Annotated in this window: 21 protein-coding genes; 14 read left to right on the top strand and 7 right to left on the bottom strand. The window is 74.2% G+C overall.

Annotated features, from left to right (window positions below; translation table 11 throughout):
• Positions 1–300: 300 nt before the first annotated feature.
• Entirely contained in the window at positions 301–1,626 is a 1,326-nt protein-coding gene (locus AMOR_RS03025) for a radical SAM protein (protein ID WP_248358306.1), read from the top strand.
• On the top strand, positions 1,623–2,825 hold the full coding sequence (locus AMOR_RS03020) for a class I SAM-dependent rRNA methyltransferase (RefSeq protein WP_248358304.1): 1,203 nt from the start codon (positions 1,623–1,625) through the stop codon (positions 2,823–2,825). The genes AMOR_RS03025 and AMOR_RS03020 overlap by 4 nt, the downstream gene beginning before the upstream one ends.
• Before the next feature lie 289 nt (positions 2,826–3,114).
• On the opposite strand, the gene AMOR_RS03015 is transcribed toward AMOR_RS03020, so the two are convergent.
• From AMOR_RS03015 to AMOR_RS03005, 3 genes are all read right to left on the bottom strand, one after another.
• On the bottom strand, positions 3,115–4,257 hold the full coding sequence (locus AMOR_RS03015; RefSeq protein WP_248358302.1) for an HNH endonuclease: 1,143 nt from the start codon (positions 4,255–4,257) through the stop codon (positions 3,115–3,117).
• Between the two features lie 437 nt (positions 4,258–4,694).
• Positions 4,695–5,192 (bottom strand): PAS domain-containing protein, encoded by a 498-nt coding sequence (locus tag AMOR_RS03010; protein ID WP_248358300.1) that lies wholly within the window; start codon positions 5,190–5,192, stop codon positions 4,695–4,697.
• A 120-nt stretch (positions 5,193–5,312) separates the two neighbouring features.
• Positions 5,313–5,852 (bottom strand): hypothetical protein, encoded by a 540-nt coding sequence (locus tag AMOR_RS03005; RefSeq protein ID WP_248358297.1) that lies wholly within the window; start codon positions 5,850–5,852, stop codon positions 5,313–5,315.
• A gap of 81 nt (positions 5,853–5,933) precedes the next feature.
• On the opposite strand from AMOR_RS03005, the gene AMOR_RS03000 reads away from it, so the two are divergent.
• Positions 5,934–6,560, top strand: coding sequence for an alpha/beta hydrolase (locus AMOR_RS03000; protein WP_248358295.1), 627 nt, complete (start codon positions 5,934–5,936; stop codon positions 6,558–6,560).
• On the opposite strand, the gene AMOR_RS02995 is transcribed toward AMOR_RS03000, so the two are convergent.
• Complete coding sequence (locus AMOR_RS02995) at positions 6,557–7,519, bottom strand: CPBP family intramembrane glutamic endopeptidase (RefSeq protein WP_248358294.1); 963 nt, start codon at positions 7,517–7,519, stop codon at positions 6,557–6,559. The genes AMOR_RS03000 and AMOR_RS02995 overlap by 4 nt on opposite strands.
• A gap of 94 nt (positions 7,520–7,613) precedes the next feature.
• Here AMOR_RS02995 and coaBC point away from each other — a divergent pair, with 94 nt between their 5' ends.
• Positions 7,614–8,837, top strand: a complete 1,224-nt coding sequence (gene coaBC, locus AMOR_RS02990; RefSeq protein ID WP_248358292.1) for a bifunctional phosphopantothenoylcysteine decarboxylase/phosphopantothenate--cysteine ligase CoaBC — start codon at positions 7,614–7,616, stop codon at positions 8,835–8,837.
• A gap of 96 nt (positions 8,838–8,933) precedes the next feature.
• Here the strand turns inward: coaBC and AMOR_RS02985 are convergent, their stop codons facing one another.
• Complete coding sequence (locus tag AMOR_RS02985) at positions 8,934–9,131, bottom strand: hypothetical protein (protein ID WP_248358290.1); 198 nt, start codon at positions 9,129–9,131, stop codon at positions 8,934–8,936.
• A gap of 135 nt (positions 9,132–9,266) precedes the next feature.
• On the bottom strand, positions 9,267–10,211 hold the full coding sequence (locus AMOR_RS02980) for a zinc dependent phospholipase C family protein (RefSeq protein ID WP_248358288.1): 945 nt from the start codon (positions 10,209–10,211) through the stop codon (positions 9,267–9,269).
• A 68-nt stretch (positions 10,212–10,279) separates the two neighbouring features.
• Between AMOR_RS02980 and AMOR_RS02975 the strand changes: the two genes are divergently transcribed.
• The 4 genes from AMOR_RS02975 to AMOR_RS02960 all read left to right on the top strand — a co-directional run bounded on the left by AMOR_RS02975 (position 10,280) and on the right by AMOR_RS02960 (position 14,220).
• Positions 10,280–11,170: a uracil-DNA glycosylase gene (locus tag AMOR_RS02975; RefSeq protein WP_248358286.1), complete on the top strand. Its 891-nt coding sequence runs from the start codon at positions 10,280–10,282 to the stop codon at positions 11,168–11,170.
• A 3-nt stretch (positions 11,171–11,173) separates the two neighbouring features.
• Positions 11,174–12,556, top strand: coding sequence for an NfeD family protein (locus AMOR_RS02970; protein WP_248358284.1), 1,383 nt, complete (start codon positions 11,174–11,176; stop codon positions 12,554–12,556).
• Between the two features lie 71 nt (positions 12,557–12,627).
• Entirely contained in the window at positions 12,628–13,404 is a 777-nt protein-coding gene (locus AMOR_RS02965; RefSeq protein ID WP_248358282.1) for a slipin family protein, read from the top strand.
• 120 nt (positions 13,405–13,524) lie between these two features.
• Positions 13,525–14,220, top strand: a complete 696-nt coding sequence (locus AMOR_RS02960; RefSeq protein ID WP_248358280.1) for a head GIN domain-containing protein — start codon at positions 13,525–13,527, stop codon at positions 14,218–14,220.
• A gap of 482 nt (positions 14,221–14,702) precedes the next feature.
• On the opposite strand, the gene AMOR_RS02955 is transcribed toward AMOR_RS02960, so the two are convergent.
• Positions 14,703–15,614 (bottom strand): isoaspartyl peptidase/L-asparaginase family protein, encoded by a 912-nt coding sequence (locus AMOR_RS02955; protein ID WP_248358278.1) that lies wholly within the window; start codon positions 15,612–15,614, stop codon positions 14,703–14,705.
• A 146-nt stretch (positions 15,615–15,760) separates the two neighbouring features.
• Here AMOR_RS02955 and AMOR_RS02950 point away from each other — a divergent pair, with 146 nt between their 5' ends.
• From AMOR_RS02950 to AMOR_RS02925, 6 genes are read left to right on the top strand one after another with little or no spacing between them, the layout of a single operon-like run.
• Positions 15,761–16,942 (top strand): acetyl-CoA C-acetyltransferase, encoded by a 1,182-nt coding sequence (locus AMOR_RS02950; RefSeq protein WP_248358276.1) that lies wholly within the window; start codon positions 15,761–15,763, stop codon positions 16,940–16,942.
• 16 nt (positions 16,943–16,958) lie between these two features.
• Positions 16,959–17,660 (top strand): CoA transferase subunit A, encoded by a 702-nt coding sequence (locus AMOR_RS02945; protein ID WP_248358274.1) that lies wholly within the window; start codon positions 16,959–16,961, stop codon positions 17,658–17,660.
• Positions 17,661–17,671: 11 nt separating this feature from the next.
• Positions 17,672–18,328 (top strand): 3-oxoacid CoA-transferase subunit B, encoded by a 657-nt coding sequence (locus AMOR_RS02940; RefSeq protein WP_248358272.1) that lies wholly within the window; start codon positions 17,672–17,674, stop codon positions 18,326–18,328.
• A gap of 46 nt (positions 18,329–18,374) precedes the next feature.
• Entirely contained in the window at positions 18,375–19,169 is a 795-nt protein-coding gene (locus AMOR_RS02935; RefSeq protein WP_248358270.1) for an SAM hydrolase/SAM-dependent halogenase family protein, read from the top strand.
• 11 nt (positions 19,170–19,180) lie between these two features.
• Positions 19,181–19,540, top strand: coding sequence for a TIGR02266 family protein (locus AMOR_RS02930; RefSeq protein WP_248358268.1), 360 nt, complete (start codon positions 19,181–19,183; stop codon positions 19,538–19,540).
• Between the two features lie 44 nt (positions 19,541–19,584).
• Positions 19,585–20,895 carry a class I SAM-dependent RNA methyltransferase gene (locus tag AMOR_RS02925; RefSeq protein ID WP_248358266.1) on the top strand — a complete coding sequence of 437 codons (1,311 nt, stop codon included), beginning with the start codon at positions 19,585–19,587 and terminating at the stop codon, positions 20,893–20,895.
• Positions 20,896–21,044 lie beyond the last annotated feature (149 nt).

Raw genomic sequence — 21,044 nt, 5'->3', positions numbered from 1 at the left:
CGGTCCGGCGCCCTTCCAGATTCCCGCCGGACGGGCCCGCCCCTCGCTGGCCGGCGAGGGGGTGGGCGAGCATGCGGAAACCACGACGGATTCTACCATCCGGCGGCGGGGGGAAATACCCCCGCCTACGGGCCAGGCCGCCGGGGAGGGGATCCCGCGACCTCGTCGAGAACGCTCCACGTCGAGAACGCTCGACCGGGCGCGCCGAGCCTGTCGAACCACGAGCGGGCCGGGCCGTGGTAAGACCGCCGGCCGCCCGCGCGCGAGCGCACCCGCGGACGCGCCCTTACCTCGATGGGAATGCCGAGACTGCTCTTCGCCGACGACCGGGGTCGGGTCTACGACCACCCGGACCTGCTCGCGGCCGCTCGCACCGGCGACGCGCTCGTCGCGCCGCGCGAGGCCCCCATCGCGCTCCCGGAGGGCGGCACGCTGTGCCTGCTCCCGGGGCGCCGGCCGGTGGGGGTCGACCCGGAGTCGGGTGCGCTCACCGTGATGCAGGAGGTGAAGGTGGGCCGGCGCCGCATCGTCCCGCACGCGGTCGGCGCGACGCTGCCACCGGGCTTCACCCGGTCGCTGCTGCCGGGCGCGGCGCGGCCGCCGCTCGCGACCGTCGCGGAGACGCCGGTGCTCCCGCAGTGGGCGTACACCGCCGCGGCGTTCGGCGAGGACGGCCCCGTCGTCTGGGCGCTGCGCACCGATCGCCGGAGCCACTGGGACCCGGGGCGGCACTCGACGCCGGACCTGCCGGGCAAGGTCGAGCGGCTCGTCGCGACCGGGAACCCCATCTACCGCCAGCTCGCGCGCTGCGCCCTCGAGTGGCGCTGCTTCACCGCGCAGAACACGTTCTACGGCCGCGACGAGGGGGCGATCCCGTCCTCCGCCTCGTGCAACGCCGCGTGCATCGGGTGCCTCTCCGAGCAGGACGAGGGGATGCCGCCCTCGTCGCACGAGCGCATCACCCGCCCGCCGACCGCGGAGGAGATGGCGGACCTCGCCGTCCGGCACCTCGAGACGGCGACCGGGCACGTGATGGTGAGCTTCGGCCAGGGGTGCGAGGGCGAGCCGCTCACGCGCTGGAAGGAGCTCGAGAAGGCGATCCGGCTGGTGCGCCGGCGGACGTCGCGCGGCTCGATCCACGCGAACACGAACGGCTCGTTGCCCGATGCGCTCGCCCGGCTCGCCGACGCCGGGCTCGACTCCGTGCGGATCTCGACGAACACCGCGTCCCCGGATCTCTACGCCGCCTACTATCGCCCGAGCGGCTACGCGCTCGCGGACGTGGTCCGGTCGATGCGGACCGCGAAGCGGAAGGGCGTGTACGTGGCGGTGAACCTGCTCACGTTCCCGGGGGTCACGGACCGGGAGGGCGAGGCGGAGCGGCTCTGCGCGCTGGTCGCCGAGACGCAGGTGGATCAGGTCCAGACCCGCCCGCTGGCGATCGATCCCGACGTGTACATGGAGATCGCGCGGACCCGCGGCGCGGGCGGCGCGCCCATCGGGATCCCCGCGCTGGTGCGGGCGCTCCGGCGGGCGCGGCCGGGGCTGGTGGTGGGGAACTTCTCGCGGGCGAAGGAGGAGCGGCCGGCGCGCCGCCGTGCCCGCGGCCGGGAGGCGAGAGGATGACGACGGCCGAGGCCGAGCTGCCGCTCAAGAAGGACCTGGCCCGGCACCTCAGGGCGGGGCACCCGTGGGTGTTCCGGAAGGCGGTGGAGCGCGCGCCGAACCGGCTCGCGCCCGGCGCGATCGTCGACGTCACCGAGGACGGGCGGTTCGTCGCGCGCGGCTACTACGACCCGCACTCGGCGATCTCGGTCCGGATCCTGACCCGCGAGCCCGCCGAGCGGATCGACGAGGCCTTCTGGCGGCGCCGCGTCGCGCGCGCCGTCGCGCTCCGGCGCGAGCTGCTCCACGGCACGAACGGCTGGCGGATCGTCCACGGTGAGTCCGACGGGCTCCCCGGCGTCGTCGCCGACCGGTACGACCGGTTCGCGGTGCTGAAGCTCTACTCCGCCGGGCTCACGCCCCACCGCGCGGCGATCGTCGACGCGCTCCGCGCGGAGGTGGACGGGCTCGAGGGCGTCTACGGCCGCGACGAGATCCCGCGGGACGACGACGACGAGGGCGGCGCCGCCGCGGGGCGCGTGCTCTGGGGCGCCGAGCCGCCGGAGCGGATCGCGGTGGACGAGCACGGGATGACCATCCTCGTGGACGTCCGGCGCGGCCAGAAGACCGGCCACTTCCTCGACCAGCGCGAGAACCGGCGGATGGTCCGGGAGCTCGCCGCCGGCCGCGCCGAGGCGCTGAACCTGTTCAGCTACACGGGCGGCTTCTCCGTGGCGGCGGCGCTCGGCGGCGCGCGGCACGTGGTGTCGGTCGACGTCGACCGGGACGCGATCGCGCTCGCCCGCGAGAACTTCCGCGCGAACCAGCTCGATCCCGCCGATCACGCGTTCGCCACCGAGGACTGCTTCGACCTGCTCGCCCGGTACAAGAAGGAGGGACGGCGGTTCGACCTCGTGGTCTGCGATCCGCCGGCGTTCGCGAAGTCCCAGAAGGCCGTCGACGCCGCGATCGCCGGCTACGCGTCCCTGAACCGCGCCGCGCTCGCGGTGGTGGCGCCCGGCGGGCTCCTCGTCACCGCGAGCTGTTCCGCGCGCGTCACCGCGGAGCAGTTCACGGACGCGGTGAAGGAGGCGGCGTACAAGGCGCGCGTCGATCTCGCGCTCGTGCGCGAGACGCGCCAGCCGCCGGATCACCCGGTCTCGCTCCAGTTCCGCGAGGGGCGATACCTGAAGTGCCTGGTGCTGCGCAGGGCGAGCTGAACACGCGCGGGCCGTTTCGTGCCCGTGAACGTGCCCGGCTTCTCCGTGCCCGTGACCCCGGTCCCTGACGATTCATCACGTCTCGGACCACCGCGACCGTCGCCGCAGGGACGCCTCGTCTGTGTTGGCGAGCGGGGAAGGGGCTCTAGAAGAAGGGGGACGGCCGGGGCGTGGCCGCAGGGGCGAGACGTCGCCGCGGGGATCGGCCACCAAGAAGCCTGCGTCGCGACGGCGGCGATGGGGTCCGGCCAGCCGGAGGCTTCGGGAGGCGCTCCGTCGCGCCCGACGGTCACGTCGGCCCGGTCAGGGCCGCGGCGGGAACTTCGGAGCGCGCACCCGCCGAGCCGGCGTCGCGGCGCCCCGTCGCCGCGGTGGCCTTGCGGGCCGGCGCGTACCTGTCCATCCATGCATCGCCGAAGATTTTCCGTGCGGCGAGCAAGTTGTGCCGAGCGCAGAGGAGGCGAACGTTCTCGATCGTCGACTTCCCGCCGAGCGCCTTCGGCTGGATGTGATCGTACTGGAGACGGTGGCGCGAGCCGCAGACGCCGCCGTTCTCGAGAGCCCACCGACAGCAGTCGCCGTCCCGCACCCACACCGCCCGCTTCACCTCCGCCGGGATGTGGTCCGGTCTCGACGGCCGCTTCTCGCGCCGCGGCTTCTCGACCAGGCCCCTCCGCCTCTTGGCCCGGTCGAGGAGGAGGTCGAGCGCGACCTCGAGGATCACCTCGGTGCTCGCCCCCGGGTGCGAGTGCGAGAGGGCCTCCTTCGCCGCGGCGACCTTCGCCTCGAACCGCTTCGTGACGGTGAGGTGCATCCGGCGGAGTTCGGCGGTGAGCGGCTCGAAGGTCGGCGGCGTCGTCCGGGAAATCGGGACGTTCACGGTCCGTGTGGCCACTTTGGCATCGACGAGTTCTGCCGGCGAACCGGGCGCAATGACACAGGCGGTCGCCGGCGCGCCGAGCTCGAGCGCTGCGGCGGGTTCGGGGTCGCGAGCCGACGGCGGCGCCGCGACGCGAACGGTCGTCACGACCTCCCGGCGCGGAGGCCGCTCCACCGGCTTCAGCTCAGCGACGACCGCCCGCGCCTCCTGCTTCGAGAGGTGGAGGAACCGGGGGATCACCCCGTCCCGGTTCTCCGGCGTGAGCACCTGGGCGAGCTCACCGACGGTGGAGAGGCACAGCTTGCCGTCCTCGAGCGGCTCGACCAGCTCCGGGAAGCGCTGGATGAGCTCGGCGGCGGTCTTCCGGTAGAAGGCCGCGCTCTTCGACAGCCCGAGCTCCCGGTTCAGGTAGGTGAAGAGGCTGGGGTAGCCGAGCTCGAGCCACAGCCGCTTCGCGTCGAAGTCGGCCAGGGCGACGAGAAAGGCCGCCATCGCGTGGTGCTCGCGGCGGAGGAGCTCGGAGAGGCGGATCGAGGAGTCGCGGGCGTTCATGCGGGCATCGTCTCACGCGAATTCTCACCCTCCGCAAACGCACGGATTCGAGCGCTGGCGCGAGAATCAGCGCGCTGCGTCGCCCCGGGGTTCGGACGCCGCTCGCGCCGCTCCGCGCGCGCGGAGCGCTGCGGGAGAGGCGTCCTCGCGCGGGCGCGACGCGCGATCCGCGAAAGCGCCGGAGACGTGTCAACCGCCCGACGCGATCCGTTGGGTTCCCCCGAACGCGCCCGCATCCGCGTCTCGCGCCGGGAGCTCGCCGGCATCGCGGCGCAGGCTTCTTGGTAGCCGATCCACGCGGACGACGCTTCCCCACCGCGGACTCGCCTCGGCCGGCCCCCTTCTCAGCCCTCCTTCACTTTCACCGATCAAGACCGGCCGGGCGCAAGGCGCCGGTTCTCGATCGGCTTGTGATGAATCGGCGGTTCTTGGGCCGTCTACGCCGCCGGGCGCATCTCCTCGATCGTCACCTCGACGAAGTCTTCCAGCGGCCGCGCGGAGATGGAGAGGTCGACGCGCCCGGCGTCCGTCTTCAGCCACGCCGGCGCGTTCGCGATGGGCCGCTGCGTCTCGGACACCTTCGTCACCGCGCGCCGGATGGTGCACTCGCGGCAGTGGACGGTCTTCCCGCAGCCCTCCGGCAGCCGCGAGTGAACGCAGGCCATCGCCTCGCCGCCGAGGAGGCCGCGGAGCTCGTGCCCGGACCGTCCCAGCGCCTGGGCCAGCCGGGCGTTGCCGGCGACCACGCGGCCGTCGGCGTCGACGACCAGCACCGGCTTCGGCAGGAGATCCAGGTACTCGCCGAGCCGCATGCCGCCCCAGAGCCGCTCGAAGTATGCGTCGCACGCGCGACACATCCCGTGGCTCACGTCCGTCGCAGCGGCGCCCGGAGCGTCGCGGATCACGGTGCGGCAGTACGAGCAGATGACGCGCATGCCGGGACTGTGCCGCAGGCCGTTGGTGAGCGAAACGGGTGGGGTGTCGCAGGGCGACGTTCCGCTCCCGTTGCCGTGCGCCGGATCGGGCACGCCCACGGTCACGGGGCGGGATCGCCCTCAGATCGCGTCGCCCGGCCCCGGCGCGTGCTCCTCCCCGCAGCCCTCCATGGTCTTCTCGACGACCGCCTCGAGCTGGCCGGCCTTCGCGGCCACGAGCAGCGCGTCGAGCTCCTCCCATCGTGCGTTCGGCTCCGAGCGGAGCAGCGACCTGTAGGCGCGGAGCACGCTCTCGATGCCGGCCGTCTGGATCGTGACCCAGTCCTTCTCCTTCGGGTGCTCGACCTGGTAGGCGGCCATCCCGAACATCGACTGCACGAACAGCAGCCGGCCGTACCGCTCGCCGTCCTGGTCCTGCGCGAGCGCGTCGAGCGGGCCCGAGCAGCCCTGGACGTGGATGTCCGGGATCTCCACGATCCACTGGAGCAGCCACCGCCGCTCGGCATTCGAGCTCTTCGCGAGCGGTTGCTGCTCGAGCCGCCGCGTGGTCTCGACGGCGCGGCGCCGCTCCGTGGGGGTGGACGGCCCGCGCGCGAGGGCGAGGGCGGGCGCGAGGGCGGCGAGGGCGAGGGCGGCGAGGGCGAGGGCTGGGCGGCGCACGGTGGTCGTTCTCCGGGTGTCGGTCGTTCATAACCGGAACCCCGCTGTGAGACAGGCGCCGGCCCGGATAGGATCGGCCAGATGGTGCTCGACGGCCAGTACCTGGAGCGTCCCGCGCTGGTCGACGCGGGCGGGATCACGCTCGAGGGGCTCTACCATCGCGGGACGCGGCGTCCTGCCCTGCTCGTCTGCCCCGCCCCGGGCCCCGGCGGCGGGATGGACGCGCCGGCGGTCGCGGAGCTCGCCTGGGCTGCGGCGCGCGCGGGCCACCCCTCGCTCCGGTTCCAGCACCGCGGCGTGGGCGCGTCGACGGGCGTTCCCGACCCGGGGCGCGCGCTCGACGACGCGGACGCGGCGCTTCGCCACCTCGCGGAGACGGCCGGGCCGCGTCTCGCGGTCGCGGCGCTCGGCGCGGCGGCCGACACCGCGCTCGCCCTCGCCGCGGCGCACCGGGATGTCGTGGACCGCGTCGTGCTGGTCGCGCCCGAGCGGCCGCCGCCGGCGATCGCGGCCGGCCTGCGGGTGCTCGCGATCGTGCCGGAGGTCGGCGCGGCGGCGGGCGCCGCGGTGCTCGCGGCCGCGCTCGGGCCGGGCGGCCGCGTCGAGGTGATCGAGGGCGCGGACCCGCTCTTCCGCGCGGGCCTCCCGCGGCTCGGGCGGGCGGCGGTGGAGTGGATCTCGCGCGGCGGCGCGGCGCCCGGCGTCTAGCTGCCGCCGCGCGCGACCCGCGCCGCGAGCATCGCGAGGAGGAGCGCGACCCCTGCCGCGGCGAAGGCCCAGAGCCGCGGCGGAACGCGCGCGACCGAGAAGCGCGTCGACTGGTCCGTCGGATCGATCCGCGCGATCGCATCGGTCGCGGGCGCCGGGGTGGTCGTCGTGCGGAAGGCCCGCAGGAGGAGGCCGAGGGAGACCATGCCGAACACGAGCCACTGCAGGACGGCGACGACGGGTACCTGCTCGGCGGGCGCGTCCGGCGTCCCGGCGGCGAGCACGAGCCCGGACGCGAGCCCGTTGTTCATCGCGTGGGCCGCGACCGCCGGCCACGTCGAGCCTGCGCGCCAGGCGAGCCAGCCGAACACGGCGCCGAGGAGCACGAGGGCGGGGAGGCGCACCGGGTCGAAGTGCATGAGGCCGAACAGCACCGCCGAGGCGCCGATCGCGGCACCGGCGCGCGCTCGCAGCGCCAGGACGCGCTGGATGTAGCCCCGGAACGCGACCTCCTCGCACACCGGCGCGACGACGCTCGCGACGAGCGCGATGGTGACCCGCTCGGCGAGGGGGGCGTCGAAGACCTTCGAGACGTCGAAGGCGCGGAGCACCCACTGCGGGAGCACCCGCGCCCACAGGAGCATGACGCCGTTCGCGACGAGGAACCCCGCCGCGCCGACGAGCGCTCCGAGCACGACGTGGCGGGCGCGCGGCCGGTCGAGGCCGAGGAGCGGCGCCGGGCGGAGGTTCGAGCCGACCGCCGCCACGACCGGCGGCAGGAGGAAGACGAAGACCTCGGTCCACACGAGCCCGCCGGCGCGCGAGAGCGCCTGCGCGACGAGGCCGGGCAGGAGGAGCAGGACGAGGGCGAGGAAGAACAGCCCCGCGCTCTTGCGCGGCGCGACGGGGGCGGGGGGCGGGGCCGGCGTCGCCGGGAGCGCGGGGGGCGTGGGATCCAAGCGGGGGCATGATAGCGAACGCGGCGGCGCGCGCGCCGCCCTCGTGCGGTGCCTTCGCGCGCGACGCGACGCGGGCTTCCGATAAGATGGCGGCATGGACTTCCGGAGCCGGACGGTGGTGGTGTGCGTCGGCGGCGGGATCGCCGCGTACAAGGCGTGCGAGCTCGTGCGCCTCGTCGTGAAGGGCGGCGGCACCGCGCGGGTCGCGATGACCCCTGCGGCGACCCGGTTCGTCGGCCCGCTCACGTTCCAGGCGCTGTCGGGCGCGCCGGTCCTGACGGACCTGCTCGACACGTCCTCGGACCTCATGTACGGGCACCTCGCCCTCGCGCGCGCCGCGGACCTCGTGGTCGTCGCCCCGGCGACCGCCGACCTGCTCGCCCGGATCCGCGCCGGCATGGCGGACGACGCGGTGACGACCACGGTCGTCGCGGCGACGTGCCCGGTCCTGCTCGCGCCGGCGATGAACACCCGCATGTGGCGGAACGCGGCGGTGCAGGAGAACCTCGCCGTGCTGAAGGGGCGCGGGATGCACGTCGTCGGCCCGGGCGCCGGCGAGCTCGCCGACGGCGACGTGGGCGAGGGCCGGCTCGCGGATCCGCAGGAGATCGCGGTCGCCGCCGCGCGGATCCTCGGGCGCCGGGATCTGGCGGGGCGGAAGGTGCTCGTCACCGCGGGGCCGACGCGCGAGCCCATCGATCCCGTCCGGTTCATCTCGAACCCGTCCTCCGGGAAGATGGGCTACGCCGTCGCCGCCGTCGCGGCGCGCCGCGGCGCGGACGTGACGCTCGTCTCGGGCCCGACGGCGCTCGCCGATCCGGCCGACGTCGAGACGGTCCGGGTCGAGACCGCGGAGGAGATGGCGCGCGCGGTGGAGGCGTTCGCGGGCGCGATGGACCTCTTCGTCGGCGCCGCCGCGGTGTCGGACTACCGGCCGCGCACCGCTGCGGCCCGGAAGATCAAGAAGGGCGAGGGCGAGGAGACGCTCGTCCTCGCCCGCACGCCCGACATCCTCGCCGGGCTGGGCGCGCGCTTCGCGGGGAAGCCCGGCGCGCCGGTGCTGGTGGGCTTCGCCGCGGAGACCGAGGAGGTCATCGCGCGCGCCCGCGAGAAGCTCAAGGGCAAGCGCTGCGATCTCGTGGTGGCGAACAAGGTCGGCGCCCCCGGCGCCGGGTTCGGGGGCGACACGAACCGCGTCGCGCTCGTCTCGGCGGCGGAGCTGGCGGAGATCGAGGGGCCGAAGGACCGCGTCGCCGAGGCGATCCTCGACTGGATCCTGCCGGTGCTCGACGCCCGGCGGCCCCGCGCGGGCGCCTGAGCGCGGCCTGCGGCGACGCGGGCGAGGCGGAGCGCCAGGGGCCGGCAGGCCCGCGACCTCCGCCGCCGCCCGGACCCGCCACGGGTCCGCTCGAAGCTAGACCGGGGTGCGCAGGGTCACCGGGCTCGTCGAGCTGCGGAGCTGCGCGGGGGTCGGGAGCGTCCAGGCATGCGCGATGAACCCGACGATGAGCGCGACGCAGACGCCGAACATCGCGGCGTCCCGGAGCAGCGTCAGGCGGGAGCGCGTCGGGAACTGGGGGATGTGTCGGGTGCTCGGGGTGAGGGTCGTCATGGCGGGTCTCCTTCGTCGTCTTCGGCGGCGCGTCTGCGCGCCTCCTGACGGAGAGACAGGAGACCCGGCCCGATCTGACGGGGCGCGGTGGCGCTCGCCTGCAGCGACGGTGGGCTGACCCGGGGGAGGGAACGCCTATGCGGCGAGCTTCCCGATGGACGGCGGCAGGACGAGCTTGCCGTGGATCCCGCGGCGGAAGCTGTCGCGCGTCTCGAGGGCGATGTCCGCCGCGTCGTCGAACGGGAACCGGTGGCGCGCGGTCCGGTCCTTGAGCTGCTTGCGGAGGTCGGACGCGAGCTTGATGTTCCGCCCGCCGGTCGCGTCGGCGCGTGCCGCCTCGCAGCGCTCACCCTCGGACAGGAGGCCGAGGATGGCCTCGAGCGCGAGCGTGTTCGTCTCGCTCACGAGGTCGGCCTCGAGCACCAGCTTCCGCTCCGGCGCGAGCGCGAACCGGGACAGGTGGTGGAACCGGCTCATCCGCGCGCTCGCGACCAGCCCGCGGAAGAGCTGCTTGGACACGCCGAAGGGGATCACCGAGGAGCCGGTGAGCGCGCGCGCGAGGAACACGTCGTGCCCGCGGATCGCGCGCGTGGACACCTGCCGGGCGAGCCGCGACAGGTCGCGGTCCATCCGCTGGTCGTAGCGGAGCTCCCAGTAGGCGTGGCGGGTGTTCGTCTTGTGGAACGACGCGACGGTCTTGTACGGCACGAAGTAGTTGTGCGCGATCGTGTCGGCCGCGAGGTGGGAGAGGAAGCCGAGGGCGAACGCCTGCTCGTCGCCGGGGCGGGCCTGCTTGAAGACGTTGAAGCCGACGCGCCAGTTGTGACAGTGGTACAGGTACCGCGCCATGTTCTTGCCGACGACGATGTCGGCGGCGAGCGAGCCGTAGAGGAACTCGTTCCCGAAGTCCTGCAGGACCGCGCGGACCGAGGGCTGGACTACCCCGAGGTTCGCGAGCGCCTGCGCCGAGAAGCTGAGGTGCGCGAGGGGTCCCCAGGCGTGGGCGTCGGAGGGCCAGGCCAGGATGGCGACGGCGGCGACGGCGAGGGACAGCGTTGCGAGGAGGCGATGAAGCTTCATCCGGCGTCGATTGTAGGGGCCGGATCGCGCCGCTCGCAACGCGAAGTCCCCAAAAGTTCGAGGTTCATGTGAGCGACGACGTACACGATCCGAAGGACGCGCTGGCGGAGGCGGCGGCCGAGATGATCCGTCATCTCGCCTGGCTGGAGGCGGCGGGCGTCCGCGAGGTCCCCCCGCCCGCGGTCATCCAACAGGTGGCGCCCGTTCCGCATGCCCGTCCCGCAGAGGGCGCGGCCGGGCGGGCGATCGCCACGGCGGCGCCTCGCGCCGGCGCTCCGGATGGCGACGTCGCGCCGGCGACGCCGGCGGTGGCGTCCCCCGTCCCCGCCGCGGCGGCGCCCGGATCGGCGGTCGCCGGCCGCGGGGCGTATGCGCTCTCCGACAAGGGCTGCGGGAGCGACGCGCTCCTCGGCGTCCGCGGCGAGATCGGCGCGTGCACGCGCTGCAAGCTCGCGCGCGGGCGCACGAACCTGGTCTTCGGGGTCGGGAACCCGCGGGCGAGCCTCGTCTTCGTGGGGGAGGGCCCGGGCGAGGACGAGGACCTCTCGGGAGAGCCCTTCGTGGGCAAGGCGGGCCAGCTCCTCACGAAGATGATCGAGGCGATGGGGTTCCGCCGCGAGGACGTCTACATCGCGAACGTCGTGAAGTGCCGGCCGCCGGGGAACCGCAACCCGGAGCCCGACGAGATCGACGCCTGCGAGCCGTTCCTGCGCGCGCAGCTCGCCGCCATCGACCCGAGGGTGATCGTCGCCCTCGGGAAGTTCGCCGCCCACACGCTCCTGCGCGAGACCACCCCCATCTCGAAGCTCCGCGGCCGCTGGCGGGAGTACGCCGGCGTGAAGCTCATGCCGACCTTCCACCCCGCCTACCTGCTCCGCAGCCCGGAGGAGAAGAAGAAGGCGTGGGAGGATCTCCAGCTCGTGATGAAGGAGCTCGGGAAGCCCGTCCCGGGGAGGTGAGCCGTGTCCGCGCTGCGCCAGCCGCTCGCGAGGGCCGCGCTCCGCGCGGTCGCGGCGGGAGGGCTGGCCCTCGCCGTCGTGGTCGCGGTGGCCGCGCCGGCGCCGGTGCCCAGCGCCGTGGGGCCGGCGCGGGTCGTCACGGCGGAGGTGAAGGGCGTCATCACCTCGGGCACCACCGAGTACCTCGTCGCGGCGCTCGCGCGGGCGAAGGCGGAGGGCGCGGCCGCGGTGGTCGTGACGCTCGACACGCCCGGCGGCGCGCTCGACGCCACGCGCGAGGTCGTCCAGGCGATGCTCGCGAGCGAGGTGCCGATCGTGGTGTGGGTCGGCCCCGCCGGCGCGCGGGCCGGCTCCGCCGGGGTCTTCCTCACGCTCGCCGCGCACGTCGCGGCGATGCACCCCACCTCCAACATCGGCGCGGCGCACCCGGTCACCGGGAGCGGCCGCGACGTCGCCGAGGAGGCCGGGAAGGAGATGGCGCGCAAGGTCGAGAACGACACCGCGGCGTTCGCGCGGAGCATCGCTGCGGCGCGCGGCCGCAACGCGGACTGGGCCGAGAAGGCGGTCCGGGAGAGCGTGTCCGTCACCGCCGACGAGGCGGTGAAGCTCCGGGTCGTCGACCTCGTCGCGCCCGACCTCGACGCGGTCCTCGCCGGCGCCGACGGCCGGAAGGTGGCGACCGCCGCCGGCGAGCGGACCCTGGCGGTCCGCGGCGCGGCCCGTATCCCGTTCGAGCCGACCGTCCGGCAACGGCTCCTCATGTTCCTCGCCGATCCGAACGTGATGGCGATCCTGATGCTCGTCGGGCTCCTCGGGATCGCGGTGGAGTTCTACCATCCCGGCGCGATCCTCCCCGGCGTCGTGGGCGGGTTCTGCCTCTTCCTCGCCTTCCTCGCGATGCGCGTCATCCCGGTGAACGTGGGCGCCGTGCTCCTCGTGCTCGTGGGCGTCGGCCTGATGATCGCCGAGGGCTACGTGCCGTCCCACGGGGTCGCCGTCGTCGGCGGCGCCGCCCTCGTCGTCCTCGGGACGCTGTTCTTCATCGACACGAGCCCGCAGGGCGACTGGTTCGATCCGTCGGCGCTGCGGGTCTCGCCGTGGGTGGTCTGGCCGACGCCGGCGGCGATCGCCGGCCTCATCGGCTTCATGGCGTGGAAGATCGCCCGCGGCCGGCGGATGCCGCTCCAGCTCGGGGCGCCCGCCCTCGTCGGGGAGGTCGGCGAGGCGCTGACGGAGGTCGGCCCCGCCGGGGGCGAGGTCTTCGTCCACGGCGAGTACTGGCACGCGCGGAGCGCCGCGGCGATCCCGCGCGGCGCGCGGGTGCGCGTCTCGGCGATCATCGGCCTGACGCTCACCGTGGTGGCCGAGGACCGCGCGGCGGGATAGAACCGCTCCGGGCCGCCGCGGCCGGCTTGACGGTGCGTGCACGACTGGCGGCCCATGGAGGGAGCCGCACCATGCCGAACCTCGTCGGTTTCGCCATCCCCGTCGCCATCATCGTCCTCTGGTTCCTGTCCGGCATCCGGATCGTGAACGAGTACGAGCAGGGCGTGGTCCTCCGGCTCGGGCGCTTCGCCGGGCTCCGCACCGCGGGGCTCAAGTGGATCGTCCCGTTCATCGACCGGATGATCATCATCGACATGCGGATCACCGCGGAGCAGGTGCCGCCGCAGGACGTCATCACGCGGGACAACGTCTCGATGAAGGTCAACGCGGTCATCTACTTCCGCGTGATGCAGGCGGACCGCGCGTTCCTGCAGGTGACCGACTTCCTCTTCGCGACGAGCCAGTTCGCGCAGACCACGCTCCGCTCGGTGCTCGGCCAGGTGGACCTCGACGACCTCCTCTCCCAGCGCGACAAGATCAACCGCCAGCTCCAGGACATCATCGACCGGCACACCGAGCCGTGGGGCGTGAAGGTGACCGCGGTCGAGGTGAAGCAGGTGGACCTCCCGGACGAGATGCGCCGGGCCATGGCGAAACAGGCGGAGGCGGAGCGCGAGCGCCGCTCGAAGATCATCGCCGCGGAGGGCGAGTTCCAGGCCGCGGAGAAGCTCGGGCAGGCGGCCGACGTGATCGCCCGCTCGCCGGGCGCCCTCCAGCTCCGCTACCTCCAGACGCTCGTGGAGATCTCCGCCGAGAAGAACTCGACCATCGTGTTCCCGCTCCCCATCGACCTCGTGAAGCCGTTCCTCGACGCCGCGAGCGCAGCGGCGCGTGCGTTGCCGAAATAGGCGGGCAGCCGCTGCGTAGGGGAGATCGTCCGCTCTGGGGAGAGAGGACCCGGCGGGGGGCGGCACCGGAGATGGCCGGTGCGCCCCCGCGCCGCTTTCCCCGGGCACCGGAGCCACGCGATGCGCCTCCCCGCCGCGCTGTTTCTCGCCGCCGCCACCCTGCCGGCCGCCGCGCACGCCACCGTTCACGGCAACGGCGAGAAGACCACCGTCCGGCGCGACCTGCCCGCGTTCACCGCGATCCGGCTCGAGGGGCGGCTCGACGCGGACGTGAAGGTCGGCGCTCCGCAGGCGGTCGCCGTCACCATCGATTCCAACCTCCAGGGGCATGTCCGGACGCGGGTGGAGCGGGACACCCTCGTCGTCGAGACGGACGAGCTCTCCTACCGCGGCCCCGGCCGCGTGGAGGTCACGGTCCCCTCGCTGTGGGCCCTGCACCTCGAGGGCTCCGGCGACGTGTCGATCGCGGGCGGCTCCGGCGACCTCGAGCTCCGCGTCGACGGCTCGGGCGACCTCCGCTGGAAGGGCGGAGCGGGGAAGCTGAAGGTCGAGATCGAGGGCTCGTCCAACGTGAAGCTCGAGGGCAGCGCGGACGCGCTCGCGCTCTCGATCGACGGCTCGGGCGACGTGGAGGCCGCGGGCCTCACCGCCCGGAACGCCACGGTCGAGGTGTCGGGATCGGGGGACGCGGACGTGACGCTCGGGGGCGGCGCGTTCTCCGGGGCGGTGTCCGGCTCGGGCAGCATCCGGTGGCACGGGACGGCGATGGCGACGAACACGGCGGTGTCGGGGACGGGGGCGATCGTCCACCGGTGACGGCGGCGGCCCCCCTCACCCCGGCCCTCTCCCCCCGCTCCGCTTCGCTGCACGGGGGGAGAGGGAGGACCTCACTTTCCGGCGACCGCGAGCTCGGCCGGGAACCCGACGAATCGCGAGCGCGAGCTCGACCGCGGACGCTCGGAGATCCTCCCCTCTCCCCCACCGGGCGAGAGGGCCAGGGAGGTCCTCACTTTCCGGCGACCGCGAGCTCGACCGGGAACCCGACGAATCGCGAGCGTGAGCTCGACCGCGGACGCTCGGAGATCCTTTCCTCTCCCCCACCGGGCGAGAGGGTCAGGGAGGTCCTCACTTTCCGGCGACCGCGAGCTCGGCCGGGAACCCGACGAATCGCGAGCGCGAGCTCGACCGCGGACGCTCGGAGATCCTCCCCTCTCCCCCACCGGGGGAGAGGGCCAGGGTGAGGGGGCCGGAACCGGATCCTGATGCGAGGACGCGGGCCTCGACGCCGCGCCGCCGCCTCACATCGCCGCCTCGACCGTCCCGTCTGGAAGCGTCCACGCGCGGCTCATGACCGGCGTGTTGTGCGCGAAGCCGACCTCGCCGGACGGGCCGACGAGGATGAGGCCGCCCTCGCCGGCGACGCGCGTGCCGAGCGCCCGCACCGCCTCGCGCGCCGCGTCCATCGGCGCGAGGCCGCGGCCGACGAGGTCGGCGGCGTGGCGGGCGAGGGTGAGCCGGATGATCGACTCGCCGTGGCCGGTACACGACACCGCGGCGAGCGTGTCGTCGGCGTAGGTGCCGCAGCCGACGAGCGGCGTGTCGCCGATGCGGCCGGCGCGCTTGAGCGAGGTCCCGCCCGTCGAGGTCGCCGCCGCGAGGTGCCCCTGGCCGTCGCGCGCCGCGGCGCCGACGGTCCCGTGGCGGACCGCGGTGGCCGCGCCGGCGAGCGCCTTCTCCCACCGCGCGCGCTGCGCCGGGGTGACGAGGGTCGCGTTGTCGACGGCGCCGATCCCCACCTCGCGCGCGAACGCGGAGGCCCCGGCGCCCGCGAGCAGGACGTGGCGCGAGCGCTCCATCACCGCCCGGGCGAGGACGACCGGGTTCCGGACGTCCTTCACGACGGCGACCGCGCCGCAGCGGAGCGAGGCCCCGTCCATGATCGACGCGTCGAGCTCGACCTCGCCGTCGGCGTTCAGGGTGGCGCCGGTCCCCGCGTTGAAGGTCGGGTCGTCCTCGAGCACCCGCACCGCGGCGTCGACCGCGTCGAGCGCCGTGCCGCCGTCGGAGAGCACGCGCCACCCGGCGGCGCAGGCGCGGCGGACGCCCTCGAGGCGCGGCGCGTCGGGACCGCCCGACGACGCGGGATCGTCCGGGAGCAGGTTTCCGGCCCCCCCGTGGACCACGATGGCGGGCGTGACGTACGGTCGCATGATGAGAGGCGGAGGTTAGAAAACGGCGCCGCCCCGCGCAAGCGGGGGAGGGTGGCGTACGTTCGGTTGACGCCCGCGATCGCGTCTCCCTATCTTCGGGGCGCCCCCTGAGTCCTCCCGGGGTCCCTTCTCGAAACGAGGTCGTCATGGCCGGACGCGAAGTGGTCATCGTGGGAGCGGCGCGCACGCCCATCGGCTCGTTCCTCGGCTCGCTCGCCGCGGTGCCGGCGCCCCGGCTCGGAGCGGTCGCGATCCGCGCCGCGCTCGAGCGGGCGGGGCTCGAGCCCGGCGCGGTGGACGAGGTCATCATGGGCAACGTCCTCCAGGCGGGAATCGGACAGGCCCCGGCCCGCCAGGCGGCGATCTACGCCGGGATCCCGGAGCGCGTCCCTGCCTGGACGCTGAACAAGGTGTGCGGCTCGGGCCTGAAGGCGGTCATCTCCGGCGCGCAGGCCATCGCCGTCGGCGACGCGGACGTGGTGGTCGCGGGCGGCATGGAGTCGATGTCGAACGTCCCGTACTACGACCGCGCGGCGCGGACCGGCGCGCGGATGGGGAACGTCGAGCTCGTGGACGGGATGGTCCACGACGGCCTCTGGGACCCGTACGACCGGCAGCACATGGGCATGTGCGCGGAGCACTGCGCCGCGACCTACGGGATCTCGAGGTCGGCGCAGGACGAGTACGCGCTCGAGTCCGGGCGGCGCGCGCTGGAGGCCCAGCGGAGCGGCGCGTTCCGGGCGGAGATCGTGCCCGTCGAGGTCGAGGGCCGGAAGGGCGACAAGACGGCGGTCTCGGAGGACGAGTCGCCGAAGCTCGCGCGGCCCGACAAGCTCCCGACCCTGAAGCCGGTGTTCAAGAAGGACGGCACGGTCACCGCCGCCAACGCGTCGTCCATCAACGACGGCGGCGCGGCGCTCGTGCTCATGAGCGCCGAGCGGGCGCAGCGAGAGGGGCGGAAGGTCCTCGCCCGGATCACCGCGTGGGGCGGCGCGGCGCGCGCGCCGGTGGAGTTCACCGTCGCGCCCGCGGACGCGGTGAAGGTGACGCTCGCGAAGGCGAAGCTCGAGCCGAAGGACGTCGACCTCTGGGAGATCAACGAGGCCTTCGCGGTCGTGTCGCTCGCGAACAACCGGCTGATCGGGCTCGACGGCAGGAGCGTGAACGTCCGCGGCGGTGCGGTGGCGCTCGGGCACCCCATCGGCGCGTCGGGCGCTCGGATCCTCGTCACGCTCCTGTACGCGATGACCGACCTCGGGAAGCGCCGCGGCCTCGCCACGCTGTGCATCGGGGGCGGCGAGGCGGTCGCGGTGGTCGTGGAGCGGTAGTGCAGGAGGGCTGCGGATGAACAAGCTCGTCGATTCGGCCGACGCGGCGATCGCGGACGTGAAGGACGGCGCGACCGTGATGGTGGGCGGGTTCGGGCTGTGCGGCAACCCGGAGAACCTGATCCGGGCCCTCCACCGCAAGGGCGTGAAGGACCTGACGATCATCTCGAACAACTGCGGGACGACCGACCTCGGGCTCGGCGTGCTCCTCAAGGCGCGGCAGGTCCGCAAGATGATCTCGTCGTACGTCGGGGAGAACAAGGAGTTCGAGCGCCAGTACCTCTCCGGCGAGCTGGAGGTGGAGCTCGTGCCGCAGGGGACGCTGGCCGAGCGGATCCGGGCGGGCGGCGCCGGGATCGGCGGCTTCTACACCGCGACCGGCGTCGGCACCCAGGTCGCCGAGGGCAAGGAGACCCGGACCCTGTCCGGCCGCGAGTACCTGCTCGAGCTGCCGCTCAAGGCGGACTTCGCGCTCGTCCGCGCGTGGAAGGCGGACACCTGGGGCAACCTCGTCTACCGGAAGACCACGCGCAACTTCCAGCCGATGATGGCCGCCGCCGCGCGCGTGACGGTGGCGGAGGCGGAGCAGGTCGTGCCGGCCGGCGAGCTCGATCCGGACCAGGTGCACACGCCGGGCATCTACGTGAAGCGCATCGTGAAGGGCGAGCAGTACGAGCGATGGATCGAGCGGCGGACCGTGCGGCCGCGGCCGGCGTGAGGGAGGGGACCATGCCGCTCACCCGAGAACAGATCGCCGCGCGCGTCGCCCGGGAGCTCCGCGACGGCTTCTACGTGAACCTCGGCATCGGGATGCCGACGCTCGTCTCGAACTACGTGCCGCCGGGGGTCGAGGTCGTGCTCCAGTCGGAGAACGGCATCCTCGGCGTCGGCCCGTACCCCTTCGAGGGCGAGGAGGATCCGGACCTCATCAACGCCGGGAAGGAGACGGTCACGGTCGTGAAGGGCGCCGCGTTCTTCTCGTCCGCCGAGTCGTTCGCGATGATCCGCGGCGGCCACATCGACCTCGCGATCCTCGGCGCGCTCGAGGTGTCGGAGCGCGGCGACCTCGCGAACTGGGTCGTCCCCGGCAAGATGGTGAAGGGCATGGGCGGCGGCATGGATCTCGTCGCGGGCGCGAAGCGCGTGATCGTGACCATGGAGCACGCCACGAAGGACGGGAAGCCGAAGATCCTCCGCCAGTGCACGCTCCCGCTCACCGGGCTCCGCTGCGTGTCCGCGATCTGCTCCGATCGCGCCTGGATCGACGTGTCGAAGGACGGCCTCGTGCTGCGCGAGCTCGCGCCGGGCGAGACGGTGCAGTCGGTCCAGGCGATCACGGAGCCGAAGCTCATCGTGGCGCCGGACGTGAGGACGATGCAGCCGTGACCGGTGCCGGCGCGCGGCCCCGCGCGGGCGACGCTCGGGAGGCGGCATGGCCGGTCCGCTGTTCACGCTGACCACCGACTTCGGGAGCGGCTCCGGGTACCCCGCGCAGATGAAGGCGGTGCTGCTGGGGGTGTTCCCGGACGCGCGGATCGTCGACGTCACGCACGAGGTGCCGGCGTTCGACGTGCTGTCCGGCGCGCTGCTGCTCGAGGCGTGCCTGCCCTGGTTCCCCCGCGACGCGATCCACGTCGCGGTGGTGGATCCCGGCGTCGGGACGACGCGGCGGGCGCTCTGCGTCGTCGACGGCGACGGCCGCCGAATCGTGGCGCCCGACAACGGCCTGCTCACCCCGTTCCTCGTCCGCGGCGCGCGCGCCCGCGCGATCGTCGAGGGCGGCGTCCTGCCGGCGCCGCGGAGCGCGACCTTCCACGGCCGCGATCTCTTCTGCCCGGCGGCGGCGTACCTCGCGCGCGGCGGCACGCCCGCGGCGCTCGGCCCCGAGGTCCCGGATCCGCTCCGGCTCGAGTGGCCGGTCGCCGCGGTGTCGGAGCACGAGGTCCGCGGGACGACGCTCGCGCGAGATCCGTTCGGGAACCTCCTCACGTCGATCCGCGCCGCCGACCTCGCGGGTGGGATCGTCCGCGAGGCGAGCGCCGGCGGCGAGCCCGCGCGCTGGGTGCGCACGTTCGGCGAGGGCCGGCCCGGAGAGCTCATCGCGCTCGTCGGCAGCGGCGGCCGCGTCGAGATCGCGGTGCGCGAGGGGAGCGCGGCGGAGCGCCTCTGCGCGATCCGGGGCGTGCCGGTCCGCCTCGTCCTTGGCCCCGCAGAGAGCGCCTGCTAGAGTTTCGGCGGATGTCGCCGAGCGACGACAACAAGCGGCGAGCCACCCGGCTCCACCACGAGATCCCGGTCGCGTACCGGAGCGTGGGGAGCTTCCTCACCGACTGGGCGACGAACATCAGCCACGGCGGCCTCTTCATCAACACGAAGTCGCCGCTGCCGGTCGGTACCACGGTGAAGATCATCATCCAGCTCCCGGGCGCGTCGTTCCCGTGCCGGCTCGACGGGCGCGTCGCGCGCGTCACCGCGTTCGACAACCACGCGAACATGGTCCCCGGGATGGGCATCGAGTTCACCGGGCTCGACGAGCGGCAGAAGCGCGAGCTCGAGACGTTCGTCGAGCGCCTCCGGCTGCAGCTCGAGCAGGTGTAGCCGGCGGCGAGCGCCGCTCTCGCGCGCTAGGATCTCCTCTCCACGTGAAGCTCCCCATCGTCATCGAGGACCTCGCCCCCGGCGGCGAGGGCGTGGGCCGCCACGGCGACCGGACCGTCTTCGTCCCGTTCACCGCGCCGGGCGACCGCGTGCTCGCCGAGGTGCCGGCGGGGGAGGGGACGGCCCACGGGACGCTCGTCGAGGTGGAGGCCGCCGGTGGCACGCGCGTGGCGCCACCGTGTCGCCACTTCGGCGTCCGGGACGGCCCGGACACGGAGTGCGGCGGCTGCGAGTGGCTGCACGTCGCCTACCCGCGGCAGCTCGAGACGAAGGCCCGGACCCTCGCCGAGGCGCTCCGCCGGATCGGGCGGCTCGAGCCGGGCTCGTACTCGATGCGTCCCATCGTCGCCTCGCCCTCGCCGCTCCGCTACCGCGCCCGGGCGAAGTTCCACCTCGATCGCGCGAGCGCCCGGCTCGTCTTCTTCCGCCGGCGATCGCACGAGCCGGTCCGGCTCGCGGAGTGCCACCTGCTGCTCCCTGGGCTCGACGTCCTGCGCGCGGCGGTCGGCCCGGCGCTCGTCGCCGCGCGGCTCCCCGCGCGCGAGGTCGCGCTGGAGTGGTCGGAGCACGAGGGGCGCGGCGCGGCGTGGCTGCTCCTGCCGGAGGTCGGGCCGGCCGCGCGGGCGCGCGCGGCGGACCTGCTCGCCGCGGTCGCCGGGCTCGCGGGCGTCGTGCTGCAGGCGGAGGGCGGGCCTCCGGTCGTGGTCGGCGACCCGGTGCTGCGCCAGGCGCGCGTCCCGGGGCGGCCCGGAGCCGGGCTCCAGCGCTCGCGTCCCGACGTGTTCCAGCAGGCGAACCGCGGCGCGAACGCGGTCCTCGTCGAGACCGCGCTCGGGCTCCTCGCGCCCGACGGCCTGGACGTCCTCGAGCTGCACTGCGGGGCCGGAAACTTCACCGGACCGCTCGCGGCGCGCGCGAGGTCGGTGTCCGCCGTCGAGGTGCAGGGGCCCGCGCTCGATCTCGCGCGGGCGGATCTCGGAGGAGGCCCGGTCCGGTTCTTCGCGGGAGACGCGCTCAAGCTCGCGCTCGCGTTCGCGCGCGAGCCGGGCGGCCCGGGGAGGTTCGGCGCGGCCCTGCTCGATCCGCCTCGCGAGGGCGCGAAGGGGATCGGGGCGGCGCTCCGGGACCTCGCGGTGCCGCGGGTGGTGTACGTCTCGTGTGACCCCGCCACCTTCGCGCGCGACCTGCGGGCGTGCGGAGAGGCCGGGTACCGGGTCGACACGGTCGTCCCCGTCGACATGTTCCCGCAGACAAGACACGTGGAGGCAGTCGCTCTGCTGGTCTCCGAGAAGTAGCGGAAGATCACCTGCTTACGGCGCGGGTCGGTGGTGTGCGGCCGTGTTCGGGGGTGGGGTGGCCGCGATTCTTCCATCCGGAGATCCGGTCCGGATGGAAGTTGCAGGGGCGCGCACGGGGCTTTTCCGAGTACCCCGCGCGCGACGTT

Origin of the sequence: Anaeromyxobacter oryzae (assembly GCF_023169945.1) — a bacterium.
GTDB classification, from domain to species: Bacteria; Myxococcota; Myxococcia; order Myxococcales; family Anaeromyxobacteraceae; genus Anaeromyxobacter; species Anaeromyxobacter oryzae.
Note: the sequence above shows the minus strand (reverse complement) of the source record. Positions and strands in the feature narration are given on the sequence as shown.